This window comes from Gluconacetobacter entanii (assembly GCF_003206495.1).
GTDB classification, from domain to species: Bacteria; Pseudomonadota; Alphaproteobacteria; order Acetobacterales; family Acetobacteraceae; genus Novacetimonas; species Novacetimonas entanii.
Map to the genome: position 1 here is coordinate 94,906 of NZ_NKUF01000002.1, position 17,903 is coordinate 112,808.

The 17,903-nt window shown below is 66.3% G+C and carries 13 protein-coding genes and 1 tRNA gene; 4 read left to right on the top strand and 10 right to left on the bottom strand.

Annotated features, from left to right (window positions below):
• Positions 1-188: 188 nt before the first annotated feature.
• Together glyS and CFR72_RS01455 are read right to left on the bottom strand one after the other, a co-directional pair.
• Positions 189-2,249 (bottom strand): glycine--tRNA ligase subunit beta, encoded by a 2,061-nt coding sequence (glyS, locus tag CFR72_RS01450; protein ID WP_110912296.1) that lies wholly within the window; start codon positions 2,247-2,249, stop codon positions 189-191.
• Positions 2,250-2,256: 7 nt separating this feature from the next.
• The gene (locus CFR72_RS01455) at positions 2,257-3,144 is read right to left on the bottom strand and encodes a glycine--tRNA ligase subunit alpha (protein ID WP_110912297.1); all 888 of its coding nucleotides are present in this window, start codon (positions 3,142-3,144) and stop codon (positions 2,257-2,259) included.
• A gap of 212 nt (positions 3,145-3,356) precedes the next feature.
• Here CFR72_RS01455 and CFR72_RS01460 point away from each other — a divergent pair, with 212 nt between their 5' ends.
• Both CFR72_RS01460 and alkB read left to right on the top strand, forming a co-directional pair.
• Positions 3,357-4,148: a DUF2076 domain-containing protein gene (locus CFR72_RS01460; protein ID WP_110912298.1), complete on the top strand. Its 792-nt coding sequence runs from the start codon at positions 3,357-3,359 to the stop codon at positions 4,146-4,148.
• 235 nt (positions 4,149-4,383) lie between these two features.
• Positions 4,384-5,034 (top strand): DNA oxidative demethylase AlkB, encoded by a 651-nt coding sequence (gene alkB, locus CFR72_RS01465; RefSeq protein ID WP_244182101.1) that lies wholly within the window; start codon positions 4,384-4,386, stop codon positions 5,032-5,034.
• 47 nt (positions 5,035-5,081) lie between these two features.
• On the opposite strand, the gene eda is transcribed toward alkB, so the two are convergent.
• Both eda and edd read right to left on the bottom strand, forming a co-directional pair.
• The gene (gene eda / locus CFR72_RS01470) at positions 5,082-5,696 is read right to left on the bottom strand and encodes a bifunctional 4-hydroxy-2-oxoglutarate aldolase/2-dehydro-3-deoxy-phosphogluconate aldolase (protein ID WP_110912300.1); all 615 of its coding nucleotides are present in this window, start codon (positions 5,694-5,696) and stop codon (positions 5,082-5,084) included.
• 60 nt (positions 5,697-5,756) lie between these two features.
• The gene (gene edd / locus CFR72_RS01475) at positions 5,757-7,598 is read right to left on the bottom strand and encodes a phosphogluconate dehydratase (RefSeq protein ID WP_110912301.1); all 1,842 of its coding nucleotides are present in this window, start codon (positions 7,596-7,598) and stop codon (positions 5,757-5,759) included.
• Between the two features lie 440 nt (positions 7,599-8,038).
• On the opposite strand from edd, the gene CFR72_RS01480 reads away from it, so the two are divergent.
• Positions 8,039-8,545 (top strand): cupin domain-containing protein, encoded by a 507-nt coding sequence (locus tag CFR72_RS01480; RefSeq protein WP_244182119.1) that lies wholly within the window; start codon positions 8,039-8,041, stop codon positions 8,543-8,545.
• A 110-nt stretch (positions 8,546-8,655) separates the two neighbouring features.
• Here the strand turns inward: CFR72_RS01480 and CFR72_RS01485 are convergent.
• From CFR72_RS01485 to ssb, 6 genes are all read right to left on the bottom strand, one after another.
• Positions 8,656-8,731 (bottom strand) — tRNA-Lys (locus CFR72_RS01485).
• Between the two features lie 311 nt (positions 8,732-9,042).
• Positions 9,043-9,531 carry a peptidylprolyl isomerase gene (locus CFR72_RS01490; protein ID WP_110912302.1) on the bottom strand — a complete coding sequence of 163 codons (489 nt, stop codon included), beginning with the start codon at positions 9,529-9,531 and terminating at the stop codon, positions 9,043-9,045.
• A 75-nt stretch (positions 9,532-9,606) separates the two neighbouring features.
• Positions 9,607-10,119, bottom strand: a complete 513-nt coding sequence (gene coaD, locus CFR72_RS01495; RefSeq protein WP_110912386.1) for a pantetheine-phosphate adenylyltransferase — start codon at positions 10,117-10,119, stop codon at positions 9,607-9,609.
• Positions 10,112-12,988 carry a DNA gyrase subunit A gene (gene gyrA, locus CFR72_RS01500; protein WP_408869951.1) on the bottom strand — a complete coding sequence of 959 codons (2,877 nt, stop codon included), beginning with the start codon at positions 12,986-12,988 and terminating at the stop codon, positions 10,112-10,114. Before gyrA ends, coaD begins: the two co-directional genes overlap by 8 nt.
• A 223-nt stretch (positions 12,989-13,211) precedes the next feature.
• Positions 13,212-13,781: an RNA 2'-phosphotransferase gene (locus tag CFR72_RS01505; RefSeq protein ID WP_110912387.1), complete on the bottom strand. Its 570-nt coding sequence runs from the start codon at positions 13,779-13,781 to the stop codon at positions 13,212-13,214.
• A gap of 148 nt (positions 13,782-13,929) precedes the next feature.
• Positions 13,930-14,469, bottom strand: a complete 540-nt coding sequence (gene ssb / locus CFR72_RS01510) for a single-stranded DNA-binding protein (RefSeq protein WP_110912304.1) — start codon at positions 14,467-14,469, stop codon at positions 13,930-13,932.
• 321 nt (positions 14,470-14,790) lie between these two features.
• On the opposite strand from ssb, the gene uvrA reads away from it, so the two are divergent.
• The gene (uvrA, locus tag CFR72_RS01515) at positions 14,791-17,856 is read left to right on the top strand and encodes an excinuclease ABC subunit UvrA (protein WP_110912388.1); all 3,066 of its coding nucleotides are present in this window, start codon (positions 14,791-14,793) and stop codon (positions 17,854-17,856) included.
• The last annotated feature ends 47 nt before the right edge of the window (positions 17,857-17,903 follow it).

A 17,903-nucleotide genomic window follows, 5' to 3' on the forward strand; every position in this document is an offset into this window, starting at 1 on the left:
GGCGCGTGGTGTCGCCGCGTGCATGGGACACCCGGGCTCTGCCCGGACCCGGCAGGGAGCGCGGCTCCCTGCACCCTGATCCGTTTACCAAAATCATGGTTTCCAAAGGGTAATACCCTTTGGTGGGGTTTCAGGGGCAACGCCCCTGGGAAAGCCGCCCCCGCGCACGCAGCCACGGGGGCGGGGGATCAGCCTTCGATCTGGCTGAAATCCGCGATCAGCACGGTCATGCGGCGCAGTTCCGACAGCAGGCGCAGGCGGTTGCGACGTATGGCGGCGTCTTCGGCGTTCACGGTGACGTCCTCGAAAAACCGGTCCAGCACGGGGCGCAGGTGGGCGACATCGCGCATGGCGTCGGCGAAGCGTTCCTCGCTGATGGCGCTTTCCACGGCGGGGATCGTGCGGGCCAGCGCATCGGCAAGGGCACGTTCCTCGTCCTGTGCATACAGGGCGGGGTCGGGGGCACCTTCGTGGGGGCCGTCCTTGCGGTCCTCGATACGCAGGATGTTGGCCGCGCGCCGGGTCGCCGCCAGCAGGTTGCGCCCGTCCTCCGTCGCCAGCATTTCCGCCAGCGCGTCACTGCGCGCCAGCAGGCGGGTGATGTCGGTGTCGGTATTGCCCACCGACACGGCGGCCAGGATGTCGTGGCGCGCGCCCTCGTTACGCAACTGCACGCGCAGGCGTTCGGCCACGAACTGCGGCAGCAGGTCGAGGTCCGGGGCCAGCCGCAGGTTTTCAGGCAGGCCATGGGCCGCCATGACGAAAAGTTCCGCAAGGTCGAGGCGCAGGTGGTTTTCGCGGATGATGCGGATCAGGCCAAGGGCCGCGCGGCGCAGGGCGTACGGATCGCCCGACCCGCCCGGCTTTTCCCCCGCCGCGAAGAACGCGACAAGGCTGTCGATCTTGTCCGCCAGCGCCACGGCGATGGAGACGGGGGCATGGGGCACGCCGTCATGCTGCCCGCGCGGCATGTAATGTTCGCCAATCGCGTCGGCGACCACGCTGTCCTCCCCATCATGGCGGGCGTAATAGGCCCCCATCGTGCCCTGCAGCTCGGGGAATTCACCCACCATGCCGGTCGTCAGGTCCGCCTTGCACAGCAGGGCGGCGCGTTCGGCCTGCTTCGGGTCCGCGCCCACCATCGGCGCGATCAGTCCGGCAAGGCGCACGATGCGCCGCACCCGTTCCCCCTGGCTGCCGAGGGCGGCATGGAAGACGATGCGGTCGAGCTGCGCCACGCGGCTTTCGAGCGTGTGGGTGCGATCAAGGTCCCAGAAATGCCGGGCATCGGCAAAGCGCGCGCGCAGCACCCGTTCGTTGCCCGCGATCGTCAGTGCGCCGCCATCCGACGGTTCCATGTTCGCGACGAAGGCAAAGCGCGGTGCGGCGGAGCCATCGGCGTTGCGCAGCGCGAAATAACGCTGGTTGACGCGCATCGACACCTGCATCACCTCCGGCGGCAGGGTCATGAATTCGTCGTCAATCTGCCCCAGGAATGGCACCGGCCATTCCGTCAGGCCCGCGACCTCGTCAATCAGGGCGGGGTCGGATACGACGCTCAGCCCCTCTTCGGCGGCAAGGCGGGCGACACCTTCGGTAATTCTGGTGCGGCGGGCATCGGCGCAGGGTTCGACCTGGCGCGCGCGCAGTCCCGAAAGCCAGTCCTGCGTGCCGGTCACGGCAAACGCGCCCGGCGCGGTAAAGCGGTGGCCTTCGGTCAGGTTGGCGGCAACAAGCCCGTGGCCGTTATCCTCGCCCTCGGCCAGGGAGAACGGCACGACCTGCCCGTCGAGCAGGCAGACGATCCGGCGCAGCGGGCGCACCCATGTGAAGCTGCTGCCCACGCCCCAGCGCATCGACTTGGGCCACGGGAAGCGGCGCAGCAGGGCGGGCACGGTGGCCGCGATGTGGGTTGCGGCCTGCACGGCGGGAACCTCGCGCCGCAGGACCCAGAACCCGTTTTCCAGCACCAGCGCGTCGCGTTCGACCCCATGCTTGCGCATGAAACCGGCCAGCGCCTTGTCCGGCGCGCTTTCGCGCGGGCCGCGTTCGTTGACGGTGCTGCCCGGCACGGTCGCATCGACCTGTAGCGAGATGGCGATGCGGCGTGGCCCGGCAAAGGTACGGGCCTCACGCGGGTTGAGCGGGGACAGCGCCTCCGTCAGCAGGCGCTGCAGGTCTTCCGCCGCGCGCTGCTGCATGCGGGCGGGGATTTCCTCGGAAAAGAGTTCAAGCAGGAGTTCGGGCATGATCGTGTTATCCTTCGCCCGCCAGCCATGCTTCGCAGCATCGCTTTGCAAGCGTGCGCACGCGGCCGATATAGGAGGCGCGTTCGCTGACGCTGATGACGCCGCGCGCATCAAGAAGGTTGAACAGGTGGCTGGCCTTCAGGCACTGGTCATAGGCAGGCTGCGCCAGGCCAAGTTCGGCAAGGGCCGTGGACTCGCGTTCCGCGTCGATGAAATGGCGATGCAGCATCTCCACGTCCGCGGCCTCGAAATTATGGCGCGAATAATCGCGTTCGGCACGCAGGAACACATCGCCATAGGTCAGGCCGTGGCCGTTGAAATCGAGGTCATAGACGTTCTCGATCCCCTGCACGTACATCGCAAGGCGTTCTAGGCCATAGGTCAGTTCCGTGGACGGCATGACGGTGGGGATGCCGCCGACCTGCTGGAAATAGGTGAACTGCGTCACCTCCATCCCGTCGCACCAGACCTCCCAGCCCAGTCCCCATGCCCCGATGGTCGGGTTTTCCCAGTCATCCTCCACAAAGCGGATGTCATGTTCCATCGGGTCGATCCCGATGGCGCGATAACTGTCAAGCAGCAGCTTCTGGCTGTCTTCGGGCGTGGGCTTGAGCAGGACCTGATACTGGTAATAATGCTGAAGCCGGTTCGGGTTTTCCCCGTAACGTCCGTCCGACGGGCGGCGGCAGGGCTGCACATACGCCGCCTTCCACGGGCGCGGGCCCAGCGCGCGCAGCGTGGTATGCGGCGACAGGGTGCCAGCGCCGACTTCGGTATCATAGGGCTGGAGGATGGCGCAGCCCTGTTCGGACCAGAACTGGTGCAGTTTCAGGATAAGCCCCTGGAACGACAGGGGGCGCGTACGGGATGATCGGGGCACGGGGGCCGGGTCCATGAACAGGATGCTCCGTTGAACGGGGACGGGTCTGCGCCATCTGGCGCAATTGCTGCGAACAGCATACCGTTATGTCGCCCCGACCGAAAGGCGGGGCGTGCCGTGTGGCTGTCCGTTGCCTGCATGGCGTGGGGTCTTGCGCATTGGCGCACCGCGCGCCACATGATTGGTGGCTGGGTCAGTTTCCTTGTGTGGAGCAGGATGGAATTACGATGAATACTCAGGAACGCGATCTGATCGCACAGTTCTTCGCCCGTGTTGGCGGCGCGAGCACGGGCAGCGTGCCGCAGACGGCATCCTCGCTGCCGCCGATCGACCCCCAGGCCGACCAGTATATCGGGGAGATGTTCCAGAAATACCCCGAGGCACGCTACCGCATCACGCAGATGGCCGTGGTGCAGGAAGCTGCCTTGGCGGAGGCGCAGAACCGCATCCGCCAGTTGCAGTGGGAACTGCAGCAGGCGCAGCAGCAGGTTGCCGCGGCACAGGCGCAGCAGGCACAGCCGCAGGCCGCGCCGCAGCCCGCACGTTCGGGCGGGTTCTTCAGCGGCATGTTCGGTGGTGGCGCGGCGCAGTCCGCACCCCGCCCCGCCGCCCCGCCGCCGGGCTGGGGTGCGGGTGCGGCACCGTCCGCCCCGCCGCAGCCTGTCTATCCGCCGGGGATGCAGCCGGGCATGTTCCCGCAGCGCGGTTCGGGCTTCCTCGGGTCTGCCCTGACGACGGCGGCCGGTGTTGCCGGTGGCATGATGATGGGCAACGCCCTGACGGGCCTGTTCAGCGGCCATCACGACATGGGCGGAGGCTTCGGCGCGGGCATGCCTGCGGGTGGGGGCGAGACCATCATCAACAACAACTATGGCGATTCCGGCGCGGGTGCCGGTGCCGACCCGTTCGCGGGCAGCGGCACGACCGCCGACCAGGGCTTTGACGCTGGTGGTGACGCGGGCGGCGGCGGCTTTGACGATGGCGGCGGGTTCGACGCGGGCGACGACAACAGCTTCTGATTGCCCGTCCGTTCCGTCGTAACACTTGAAAGGCCATCCCTCGGGGTGGCCTTTTTTATGACAGCGCCTGAAGGTAGGGCATTGATAAATCACAAGAGTTTTTGGGTGTTGCCTTTTTTCAAAAAGGTGACGTCTTTCGAAGCTTTTTTGCAAAAAAGCTTCACCAAAAAACTTTTGAAAGATCACAGCCCCCAGACGCACATATCAACAGGCGAGGCGGTCCATGATGCAGGGCATGCTGTTCAATACGGAGGAGCCGCCGGGCCGCAGGGATGCCCCCGCGCAGGCGCTGGCCCCCGGTGCATGGCTGTTCCCCGGCCTTGTCCATGCGCGTGCCCCTGCGCTGCTGTCGGCCATCGGGGAGGTCGTGCGCCGTGCCCCGCTGCGGCACATGACGACGCCGGGTGGCGGCCGCATGTCGGTGGGGATGAGTGGCTGTGGCGCGCGTGTCTGGGTCAGTGACGCGGCGGGATACCGGTATGAAACGCACGATCCCCGCACGGGACGGCCATGGCCGCCCATGCCCGCGCTGCTGCGCGACATCGCGGGCGAATGTGCGCAAAAGGCGGGATATGACGGGTTTGTGCCGGATTCGGGCCTGATCAACCGTTATGGGCCGGGGGACCGGATGGGGCTGCATCAGGATCGGGATGAACGGTGTGATGCGCCCATCGTTTCCATCTCGCTGGGCGTGTCGGCGGTCTTCCTGTGGGGTGGTGTGACGCGATCGGACCCCGTGCGGCGCATCGTGGTGCGCAATGGCGACGTGGTGGTGTGGGGCGGCCCGTCGCGTCTGGCATGGCACGGGATCGCACCCGTGCCACAGGCGCAGCATCCGCTGTGCGGGGATGTGCGCTACAACCTGACATTCCGCCGGACCGCATGACGGTGGGGGCCGTGTCCCCGCCCGTCATGTAATCGGCAGGTGTGGGATCAGGCCGCCAGTGCCGCCGCCGCGCGGGCGCGTGCCGTGATGTCGGCAGGGTCCGGTATGCCCGACGGCACCAGCCACGACCCGCCCACGCACAGCACGGACGGCAGCGCCAGCCAGTTCGCCGCCGTGTCCTGGCGGATGCCGCCGGTGGGGCAGAAACGCACCTGCCCGAACGGGGCCGACAGCGCCTTGAGCGCCGCGATCCCGCCCGAGGCCTCGGCAGGGAAGAATTTGAAGCGCGTCAGGCCAAGGTCAAGCCCGCGCATGATGTCGCCCGCATTGGCGATGCCCGGCAGCAGCGGCACATCCGCGTCCCGCGCCGCATGGGCCAGCGGCTTGGTCAGGCCGGGGCTGACGATGAAACGCGCGCCCGCACGCACGCTGGCGTCGAGGTCGGCCCTGTTCAGCACCGTGCCCGCGCCGACGACCGCGCCCTCGACCTTCGCCATTTCCGCAATGACGTCGAGGGCGCTTTCGGTGCGCAGCGTGACCTCCAGCGTGCGCAGGCCCCCCGCGACAAGGGCTTCGGCCACGGGACGGGCGTGGGCGGGGTCATGGATGACAAGCACCGGAATGACCGGTGACAGCGTCATGATGTCTTCGATGGTAGCCACGATGGGTTTTCCTTGGTTCTGGTCCGTGCGGAGATGGGGCAGGGAGCGTGTGCCCGGTTTTTACGACAGCCCCTCGGCTTCGGCCATATGGTCCATCCCGGCAAGGATGGCCGACGCCCCGCGTTCGGGGCTGTCCACCCCGCCGCGCATCAGCGCGAACAGTTCGCGCCCCGTGCCAAAGGCGGCCCTTGGCCCTGTCGCGGGCTGGCGCTGTTCCCATTCCGCCGCGTCAACCAGCGCCTCGATACGGCCCGACTGCGCGCAGACCCGCACGATGTCCCCGTCACGCAGGCGCGACAGCGGGCCACCCGCATGGGCTTCGGGGCCGATATGGATGGCGGCGGGCACCTTGCCGCTTGCGCCCGACATGCGGCCATCGGTGACGAGCGCGACCTTGTGCCCGCGGTCCTGCAGGACGCTGAGCGTCGGCGTCAGGCGGTGCAGTTCGGGCATGCCGTTCGCCGCCGGTCCCTGGAAGCGCACGACCACGATCACGTCACGATCAAGCTCCCCCGCCTTGAACGCGTCGATCACGTCCTGCTGGTCCTCGAATATCCGGGCCGGTGCCTCGATCGTCCAGCGTTCGGGGGCGACGGCGCTGGTCTTGTAGATCCCGCGCCCGAGGTTGCCCTGCATCAGGCGCATGCCCCCATCCTTGCGGAACGGGTCGGCGGGCGTGCGCAGGACCGTGTCGTCACGTGACGGCCCGGCTTCTTCCCACACCAGGCGGTCGTCGCGCATGTGCGGGGTGGTGCGGTAGCGGGTGAAGCCGCCCTCGGCCACGGTCAGGATGTCGGGATGCAGCAGCCCCGCATCGAGCAGCGACCCGATCAGGCTGGGCATGCCGCCCACCTGGTGAAAACCGTTCACGTCGGTGGAACCATTGGGATAGACGCGGGTGAGTTGCGGCACCACGGCGGAGAGGCGGTCCAGATCCTCCCAGTCGATGATGATGCCCGCCGCGCGCGCCATCGCCGGGATGTGGATGGCAAGGTTGGTGGACCCGCCCGTCGCCAGCAGCCCGACGGCGGCGTTGACGATGGCGCGTTCGTCAACACAGTGGCCAAGCGGGCGGTAGTCATTGCCGTTCGGCCCGATCTGCGCCAGCCGGTGGATGGCCGCACGCGTCAGTTCCTGGCGCAGTTTCGTGTTGGGCGGCACGAAGGAGGAACCGGGCAGGTGCAGGCCCATGACCTCCATCAGCATCTGGTTGGTGTTGGCCGTGCCGTAAAAGGTGCAGGTGCCCGGCGCGTGGTAGGACGCGGCCTCTGAATCCATCAGGCGTTCGCGGTCCACCTTCCCTTCGGCGTAAAGCTGGCGGATGCGCTGCTTCTCGCTGTTGGAAATGCCCGATGGCATCGGCCCCGACGGGATCAGGAGGGCGGGCAGGTGCCCGAAGCGCAGCGCGCCGATCAGCAGGCCGGGCACGATCTTGTCACAGATGCCCAGCATCGCGACGCCCTCGTACATCCCGTGGCTCAGCCCGATCGCCGTGGACATCGCGATCACGTCGCGGCTGAACAGCGACAGCTCCATCCCAGGCTGGCCCTGCGTCACGCCGTCGCACATCGCCGGTGTGGCGCCGGCCACCTGCGCCGTGGCCCCGACTTCACGCGCGAAGACCTTGATCTGGTCCGGATACCGGCCATAGGGCTGGTGCGCGGAAAGCATGTCGTTATAGGATGTGATGATACCGATATTCATCGCGCGCTGTGCGCGGATGCTGTCCTTGTCCTCTCCCGCCGCGGCGAAGGCATGGGCAAGGTTGCCGCAGGCCAGGTGCGGACGTGAAATGCCTGCGTCCTTTTCACGGGCGATCAGGTCGAGATAATGGCCGCGCGAACGCGCAGAACGTGCGATCACGCGATCCGTTACGGCAGACAGGACAGGATTAAGGCTCATCAGTTCTCACAGAATGTCATGTGGCCGCGGGGTTGCCGCTGCAATCCCGATGATGGGTTTTCCGGTGCGTCCGCAGGCGGTGCCGGGATGGGACGCGGTATTTCGGCCGGATGGATGCCGCCAGAAGGAACGGTGGCATATTATACCTGCGGTTACATATGGCATGATATAAACAAAAACAAGACATAAAATTATAATTAAGGTCTCGTTTGGTATTTTAATTATTGAATCGTAATATACATCGCCGATTGTGCGGATTTCCGCGTTCAGCAGGGACATGGGTGGCGATGCAGGTTCACAAATGGTCGCGCATGGCCGCGTGCCTTGGTGGCTGTGGCGGGCGCGTGATATTTCGTATCATCGGGAGGTGTCATGACATGATCCTTGGACATGCAATCAGGTGCTGGCGCGCCGGGCGATGGGCCATGGCTGTTGCGGCGATGGTGCTGCCGCCGGCCGGGGCGCTGGCCGCATCCGCGCAGGCGACGCCACAGACGCCACCGCGCCTGACCTATCACCATGTCTGGACCGACGGGCAGGGCGTCAGCCATATCGCGACCTGTCCGCTGACGCAGTTCGTGCTGAAAAGCATGTCGCCCCCCGCAGGCCCGCAATGGCAGGACCGCCAGCCTGACGGGCGCGCGACGGTGCTGATGACCGTGCAGCCTCCGCATTGGGACGGGGACTGGCACGAAGACCCGAAGGTGCAGTGGATCGTCCCCCTGCATGGGCGCTGGTTCGTGCAGGCGATGGATGGCACGCGCGTCGAGATGGGGCCGGGCGATGTGCTGCTGGGCGAGGACCAGAATACCCGTCCGCTGCCATCCGGCCCGATGCAGGGGCGCAAGGGGCATCTTGGCTGGAATGTCGGCGATGGTGCGGTGGACCTGATGGTGGTGCAGATGGATATCGCGCCCACGGTGGACCGGCCCTGCCATTTCCGCTGATTTGAAACGGATAAAAGTTTTGGGTGTCGCCTTATTTTAAAACGCGGCGTTCTTTCGAAGCTTTTTGAAAAAAGCTTCACCAAAAACTTCTGGATTTTCATGAAAGTGTGTGGTGAGCCGGGTGGGATTCGAACCCACGACCATTCGATTAAAAGTCGAATGCTCTACCGACTGAGCTACCGGCTCACGAATGGGGATCTGGCCTGTCGTAACAGGGGTCAGGTCATGGAGGACCCGACGTGCCTTGACGTCCCGTAACTGCTCAAGCGGGGGTGTAGGCGGCCTGATGCGGACTGTCAAGAAGAAGATGAAAATATATCTGCGGACTAAATCGCTGATATTAAGGGCAGTTGTTGGCGATTACGCCACGAATTCATGGCGGTGGGCCGCAAATACGCCCTGATTGCCGCCCTGCCGCCCCGGTCTTCATGCTGGCCGTATGGTGACGGGGCGGCAGGGGGATGGGGACCGCGCGTGCACGGTCCCCATGCATGTCCTTACGCCTCGGCGTCGGCGGGACGCATCTTGATGATGCGGTCGGGATCCTTGACCATGCCGCTCTGGCCCGCGCCGCGCTTGACCTTGTCGATATGGTCCATGCCCTCGATCACCTGTCCGACGATCGTGTACTGGCCATCCAGATGGGGGGAGGGCTCGAACATGATGAAGAACTGGCTGTTGGCGCTGTCGGGGTTCATGGTGCGGGCCATGCCGACGGTGCCGCGCTCGAACTTCGCCTTGTTGGTGAATTCGGCCTTCAGGTCCGGCAGCTTGCTGCCTGACGTGCCGGTGCCGGTCGGGTCGCCACCCTGCGCCATGAAACCATGGATGACGCGGTGGAACGGCGTGTTGTCATAGAACCCTTCGGCCGCCAGCGTGCGGATGCGCTCCGCCGCCAGCGGGGCGAGGTCGGGACGCAGGCGGATGACCACGCGCCCGGTCTTGAGGTCCATGTTGATGAGGTCGGCCTTGTTCGTATCTGACATGGCTGTCCGTTTCCTGTTTATCTGTAGGGTGAAAAAAACCGGCGCGCATCCGTTGCCGGGTCGGGGAAGGCGCCTTCAGCGGTTCTTCAGGCGCGCCAGAACGCACTGGCGGGTGGAGGATGAGACGAAATCCGTGATGTCACCATCCAGCCGCGCGATCTCCTTGACCAGGCGGGAGGAAATATACTGGTTCCCCTGTCGCGCCATCAGGAAAACGGTCTCGATGTCCGGGGCCAGATGCGTGTTCATAGCTGACATCTGGTTCTCGTAATCGAAATCCGCAACCGCCCGCAGGCCACGAAATATTGCATGTGCCCCATGCGCATGCGCCGCGTTGACCAGCAGGCCCTCGAACCCCACCACCTCGATCACGGTGGCAGGGGGGATGTCGAGGGCCGCGATATCGGTGCGCAGGCACGCGATCCGCTCATCCAGCGACAGCAGGGGCTGCTTGGTCGTGTCCTTCGCCACCCCGATCACCAGGCGGCCGACCAGACGTGCGGCGCGCGTGATGATGTCGAGGTGCCCGTTGGTGACGGGATCGAAGGTGCCGGGGTAAAAGCCGGCGCGCACGGCCGTGTCAGTCATCGCCGGCGTCCGTCCCGGCGGCGGGCGGCGTCGCGTCGCCATCCGCCACGTCACCGGTTTCGTCCGCGCCCGTATCGCCCGTATCCGTATCGTCGGTGTCGTCGCCTTCCGATCCGTCATCCATGACCGGGAAGACGCTGGTCACTTCTTCCGTATCGTTCAGGCGGAACAGCGTCACGCCGCTGGCCTGGCGCGACATGATGCGGATCTGGTCCACCGGCAGGCGGATCAGGCGGCCCGCATCGGTGACAAGCATGACATCCGTGCCCGCCAGAACCGGCAGGGTGGCGACCACCGCGTTGCCGCGCCGCGCGGTGGGGAAGGACATGTTGTTGATGCCCTGCCCGCCGCGCCCGCTGACGCGGTAGTCATAGGCGGAGGAGCGGCGGCCAAAGCCGGCATTGCTGACGATCAGGAGGATTTCCTCCGCCGCCTCCATTTCCGCCACGCGTTCGGGCGACAGGGCGAGGTCGGTGGCCGTTTCCTCGTCCTCGCTGGTGGCGGCCTCGGGCGTGGTGTCGGCGTCCTCGCCATTCTGGGCAGCATTTTCGGCGCGGCGGCGGGCATTGGCGATCCGCAGGTAGGCGGCGCGTTCCTCCACCGTGGCATCGACATGACACAGCACGCACAGGCTGTTGACCTCATCGCCTTCGGCAAGGCGGATGCCGCGTACGCCCGAACTGCCACGCCCGGCGAACACGCGCAGCGTGTCGTCCGTGATCTGGAAGCGGATGCAGCGCGCGTTGCGGGTGCCAAGGAAGACGTCCTGCCCCTCGCGGCAGGTGGCGACACCGATCAGCCTGTCGCCGTCATCAAGCTTCATCGCGATCAGGCCGGATGAGCGGATGTTGCGGAAATCGCTCATCCGGTTGCGGCGCACGTTCCCCGACGCCGTGGCAAAGACAAGGTGGAGGTTTTCCCACAGGTCCTCGTCCTGCGGCAGCGGCAGGACGGCGGTGATCGAATCCTCGCCCAGGTCAGGCAGCAGGTTCACAAGCGCACGCCCCTTCGCCGTGGGACTGGCCTCGGGCAGGCGCCAGACCTTTTCGCGGTATGCCTTGCCGCCGGAGGAGAAGAACAGCACCCACTGGTGGGTGTGGGCGTTGAACGAACGGATGATGATGTCATCGCCCCGGCGGCCGGCGGCGGTACGGCCGCGCCCGCCACGGTTCTGCGCGCGGAAGACATCAAGCGGCGTGCGCTTGATGAAGCCGTCGCGGGTGATGGTGACGACCATCTGTCCCGGTTCGATCAGGCTTTCATCCGTCTGGTCGCCCGCGTAATCGGCGATGTCGGTTGCACGCGGGGTCGCGATTTCGGCGCGCACGGTGGCGAGTTCGTGGCGCATGACCTCCATGCGGCGCGGGCGGCTGGCGATGATTTCCAGCAGTTCGTTGATGCGCGTCGCGACTTCGGAGAGTTCCTGCTGGATCTTGTCGCGCTCCAGCCCCGTCAGGCGCTGCAGGCGCAGTTCAAGGATGCCGCGCGCCTGTGCCTCGGTCAGGTGGACACGCCCGTCCACCACGACATTGCCCTCGTCATGGATCAGCGCGAGCAGCGGCGCGATGTCGCCTGCGTCCCATGCGCGTTCCATCAGGGCGGTGCGCGCAGTGGCGGCGTCGGGGGCGGCGCGGATCAGGGCGATAACCGCATCGATGTTGGCGACCGCGATGACCAGGCCGACCAGCAGGTGCCCGCGGTCGCGCGCCTTGTTCAGGTCAAAGCGCGCGCGGCGCAGGATCACTTCCTCGCGGAAGCGGATGAAGGCCTGCAGCACGTCCTTCAGGCCCATCAGGCGCGGCTGCCCGCCATCAAGGGCCAGCATGTTGACCCCGAAGGAGGTCTGCAACTGCGTAAAGCGGTAAAGCTGGTTCAGCACCACCTCGGGCGTGGCGTCGCGCTTGATCTCGATGACGATGCGCATGCCCGAACGGTCGCTTTCGTCGCGGATGTCGGAAATGCCCTCCACCTGCTTGGTGCGGACCAGGTCGGCGATGCGTTCCTGCAGGGTGGCCTTGTTCACCTGATAGGGGATTTCGGTGACGATGATGGCCTTGCGGTCGCGGCGGATGTCCTCGACCTCCGCACGCGCACGGATGATGACCGACCCGCGTCCCGTCTCGAACGCGCTGCGGATGCCCGCGCGGCCCAGGATCGTCCCGCCGGTGGGGAAGTCGGGGCCGGGGACGTACTGCAGCAGGTCGTCGAGCGTCATGTCCGGGCGTTCGATCATCGCCAGCGTGGCGTCGATGATTTCGCCCGGGTTGTGCGGCGGGATGTTGGTGGCCATGCCGACCGCGATACCCGACGCGCCGTTGACCAGCAGGTTGGGGAAGGCGGCGGGCAGGATCTGGGGTTCCTGCTCGCTCTCGTCATAATTGGGCTGGAAATCGACGGTGTCACGGTCGATGTCATCAAGCAGGAAGGAGGCGGCCCGCGCCAGCCTTGCCTCGGTATAGCGCATGGCGGCGGGGGAATCGCCATCGACCGACCCGAAATTGCCCTGCCCGTCGATCAGCTTGACCCGCATCGACCATGACTGCGCCATGCGCACCATGGCGTCATAGATGGAGGAGTCGCCATGCGGATGGTATTTACCCATGACGTCACCGACCGCGCGGGCCGACTTGCGGTACGGCTTGTCATGGGTGAAGCCGCTTTCGCGCATGGAATACAGGATGCGGCGATGCACCGGTTTCAGTCCGTCGCGCACATCAGGCAGCGCGCGGCTGACGATGACGGACATTGCATAGGCCAGGTAGGAGGAGCGCATCTCCTCCTCAATGGTCACCGGCAGCATGTCGGAGGGCGGAGTCTGTTCGGGAATTTCGGTCAAGGCAGTTCCGTCATGGCTGGTTTTCGCACGCATTCGGGGGGAAGCGGGCGGGGGCGGGCATCAGGACTCGCATCGCGCATGGCGTGCGGGTTTGTTGCCCTCTCAATAGCAGAATTGCGCCCACGCGCGAAGCGTGTCGCGCATGGGAACGTACGGGCGGGTGCGCGGGCGTGCAAGTCCGGCCCCGTGGCGTGGTGCGGATACGCCTGTTTCCGTCACGGAAAGGACGCAGCGCCAGACCCGCGGGACGGCCATGTCAGGCGAAGGAGAGATAGCGTGGCGGCACGTGCCCGCTCAGCCATACGCCGTTATCCGCCCGCCAGAATACCAGGCCATCGTCCTGCATCCGCCCCGCCGCGACCCGCAGGACCACGGCCCGGCCATGGCGCGTCCCGACCTTCATGGCCGTGGCCTCGTCGGTGGAGAGGTGGACGTGCTGACGGCGCCCGGGCACCAGTCCGTCGCGAAAGATCGAATCCAGGCTGGCGCGCGCGGTGCCATGCCACAGGGTCGCGGGCGGGATGGCAGTGGCAAGTGCGAGGTCCACGGCGACGGAATGGCCCTGTGCCGCGCGGATGCGCGCGCCATCGGGCGACAGGGTGAAACGCTGCTTGTCATTGTCACGCACCACGCGGCGCAGCGTCGGCAGGTCGAACGTCCTGCCATGCCTGCGGGCCTGGCGGATCAGGATGGTGGTGTCCACCCATCCCTGCGGGTCGAGCCTGATGTCGATCCGGCCGGGGTCGTGGCGCAGGACAAGGCTGAGGAATCTGCCGATTTCCCTGTCGGTCAGGGGGCGTTGCGTGCGGGGGGCGTGCGTATTCATGTCGTCCATCCATCACCTGGCACCATGGCGGCATCATGCCGGGGCGATGCCTGCCATTGGACCCGCCCACGGACGCCGCCCGTGGAAAAGGGCGCATTTCCTGCGCCCTTCGCCGGTCACATGCCTTCAGACGGCGTCGGCGCCGTGCTCAGAACGGGATTTCATCGTCAAGGTCGCTGCCACCCGACGGCGCATCCCATCCGCCACCGCCGCCTGCGGGCGGGGCGGAGCGGGGCTGCTGTGCCGGGCGGGAGGAACCGCCGCCGCCACCACCGCCGCCATAGCCACCACCATTGCCGCCGCCGTAACCACCGCCCTCGCCACCTTCGCCGCCGCGGTTGCTGTCGAGCAGGACGAGTTCACCGCGGAAACGGTCGATCACCACCTCGGTGGTATAACGCTCCATCCCTGACTGGTCCGTCCACTTGCGGGTCTGCAGCGTCCCTTCGAGATAGACCTTGCGCCCCTTGCGCAGGAAGCGTTCGGCCACGTCGCCGATGCGTTCGTTGAAGATGACCACACGGTGCCATTCCGTGCGCTCGCGCCGTTCGCCAGAGGCGCGGTCGTTCCATGATTCGCTGGTCGCGACCGTCAGGGAGACGATCTTTGCACCGCTCTGGCTGTTGCGGATCTCGGGGTCCTTGCCCAGATTACCAATAAGGATGACCTTGTTGACGCTACCCGCCATTTGATGTCCTGCTTGCTGTTCGGGTTCGCGGGCGGCCTGCCTGCGTCCCGGTGTCAGGGGCAGGGGCCGGTCCGTCGGGAACCGCCATGTCCGCCATGGTGCGGACCGGCCGGTCGTGAGGCCGCATATCCTAGACCATAATGGGGGCGCACGGCAAAGCCCTGCCCGGGGTTTTTTGGTGCGGATTCCCATCGGAAAAGCAGCCGGGAAAAAACAGGTCGCCTTGCCATGGCCCCTTGCCCTCCGGCCGGGATGGGGACAGAACAACATGGCAACATCACATTCGGTCCCCACGCGGCGTCAGTGGGGCAGGAGGATAACATGGACGATTCTTCTCCCGCACGGGCGGGGGCCGGTGTGCAGCAGGTGACCGGCCCCGCGATTCGCGTGCGGGGCGCGCGTGCGCACAACCTCAAGGACATCGACGTCGATATCCCGCGCGACGCGCTGACGGTCATGACGGGCCTGTCGGGGTCGGGCAAGTCGTCTCTGGCGTTCGACACCATCTATGCCGAGGGACAGCGCCGCTATGTCGAGAGCCTGTCGGCCTATGCGCGGCAGTTCCTTGAACTGATTGGCAAGCCGGACGTGGATTCGATCGAGGGACTGTCGCCCGCCATCTCCATCGAGCAGAAGACCACGTCGAAGAACCCGCGTTCCACCGTGGGCACCGTGACCGAGATCCATGACTACATGCGCCTTTTGTGGGCGCGTGCGGGTGTTCCCTATTCGCCCGAGACCGGCCTGCCGATCGAGGCGCAGACCATCAGCCAGATGGTCGATCGCGTGATGGCCATGCCGGAGGGCACGCGCCTGATGCTGCTGGCCCCGGTCATCCGCGACCGCAAGGGCGAATGCCGCAAGGAACTCGCCGACCTGCAGCGCAAGGGCTTCACCCGGGTGAAGGTGGACGGCACGCTGTATGAAATCGCCGACGTGCCGGACCTGAACCGCCGCCTGCGCCATACGGTGGAGGCGGTGGTGGACCGCATCGTCGTGCGCGAGGGGCTGGAATCCCGCCTTGCCGACAGTTTCGAGACCGCGCTGTCGCTGTCCGACGGCCTTGTCTATGCCGAGGAAGTGCCACGCGGGAAGGAGGCATCCGACGACACGCCTGCCGAACGCACGGTCTTCTCGTCGCGCTTCGCCTGTCCCGTCAGCGGCTTCACGCTGGAGGAGATCGAGCCACGGCTGTTCTCCTTCAACGCGCCGCAGGGGGCATGTCCCGCCTGTGACGGCATCGGGCAGGAGACGTTCTTCGACCCGCATCTCGTGGTGCCGGACGAAGGGCTGTCGCTTGCCGGTGGGGCGATCGCGCCGTGGCGCAACAGCCAGAGTCCGTATTACCAGCAGACGCTGGCGGGTGTGGCCGCGCATTACGGGGTCAGCATGGACACGCCGTGGCGCGACCTGCCCGAAGGCGTGCGTGACGTCATCCTTGATGGCGGGCATGACCCCATCGCCTTCACCTACAGCGACGACCGCCGCAGCTACACCCTGACCAAGCCGTTCGAGGGGGTCATCACCAACCTGCGCCGCCGCATGGCGGAAACCGACAGCGTCTGGGTGCGTGAGGAACTGTCACGCTACCAGTCCGAAAAGCCGTGCCATGTCTGCCATGGCGCGCGCCTGCGGCCGGAGGCGCTTTCGGTGAAGGTGGCGGGCCTGAACATCGCGCAGGCGTCGGACATGCCCATCCGCCGTGCGCTGGAATGGTTCGCCACCGTGGAGGAGACGCTGAACCCGCAGCGCGCGGAAATTGCGCGCCGTATCCTGCGTGAAATCCTTGACCGGCTGCGCTTTCTCGATGACGTGGGGCTGGATTACCTGACGCTGTCGCGCGGGTCGGCCACCCTGTCGGGGGGGGAGAGCCAGCGCATCCGGCTTGCCAGCCAGATCGGGTCGGGCCTGACGGGGGTGCTCTATGTGCTCGACGAACCCTCCATCGGGCTGCACCAGCGCGACAATGAACGCCTGCTCGGCACGCTGGAACGGCTCAAGCGGCTGGGCAACACGCTGATCGTCGTCGAACATGACGAGGACGCGATCCGCGCGGCCGACTGGCTGATCGACATGGGGCCGGGGGCTGGCGTCAATGGCGGGCATGTCGTGGCATACGGCACGCCGCAGCAGGTCGCGCAAAATCCCGACAGCCTGACGGGCGCGTACCTGTCGGGGCGCAAACGTATCGAGGTCCCGGCCCGGCGCCGTCCGGTTGATCCGGCGCGTGAACTCGTCCTGCGCGGGGCAAGCGGCAACAACCTCAAGGACGTGACCGCGCGCTTCCCGCTGGGCACGTTCACCTGCGTCACGGGGGTGTCGGGCGGCGGCAAGTCCACGCTGGTGATCGACACGCTGTACAAGGCCCTGTCGCGCCGCCTGATGGGATCGGGGCAGAACCCGGCCCCGTACCGGGAGATCGACGGGATCGAGCAGCTCGACAAGATCATCGACATCGACCAGTCGCCCATCGGGCGCACCCCGCGTTCCAACCCCGCGACCTATACCGACCTGTTCACCCCGATTCGGGACTGGTTCTCCGAACTGCCCGAAAGCAAGGCGCGTGGCTACAAGGCGGGGCGCTTCTCCTTCAACGTGAAGGGCGGGCGGTGCGAGGCGTGCCAGGGCGATGGCGTGCTGAAGATCGAGATGCACTTCCTGCCCGATGTGTTCGTCACCTGCGACACCTGCAAGGGCGCGCGCTACAACCGCGAGACGCTGGAGGTGAAGTTCCGGGGGAAGTCGATTGCCGACGTGCTGGCGATGTCGGTGGACGAGGCGCTGCCGTTCTTCTCCGCCGTGCCGCGCATCCGTGACCGGCTTGCGATCCTGCAGAAGGTGGGGCTGGGCTATGTCGCGCTGGGGCAGCAGGCGACCACCCTTTCAGGCGGCGAGGCGCAGCGCGTGAAGCTGTCGAAGGAACTGGCCCGGCGCGCCACGGGGCGGACGCTCTACATCCTCGACGAGCCGACCACCGGGCTGCATACCGAGGACGTGCGCAAGCTGCTCGAGGTGCTGCACGCGCTGGTGGCGCAGGGCAACACGGTGGTGGTGATCGAGCATAACCTGGAGGTCATCAAGACCGCCGACTGGGTGATCGACATGGGGCCGGAGGGCGGTGACGGCGGTGGCCGCATCGTGGCCGAGGACACGCCGGAGGAGGTCGCGGCCAATCCCGAAAGCCATACCGGCCGATTCCTTCGCCCGCTCCTGGCGCAGCGTCCGCTGGTTGCGGTCCCTCACACCGACGCGGCGAAGCCCGCGAAGAAGGCTCCTGCCCGCAGGGGGGACAAAAAACCGCCCGCCGCGCCGAAATCGCGCGCCGCCGGGACCAAGGCCGCGCCAAAGGCGAAAAAAGGCGGAAAAAAGCCGATGAAGGGCAAATAAAAACCGGCAGGGCGGGGCGAAGTTGCGGGCGTGATGGGGAAATACGA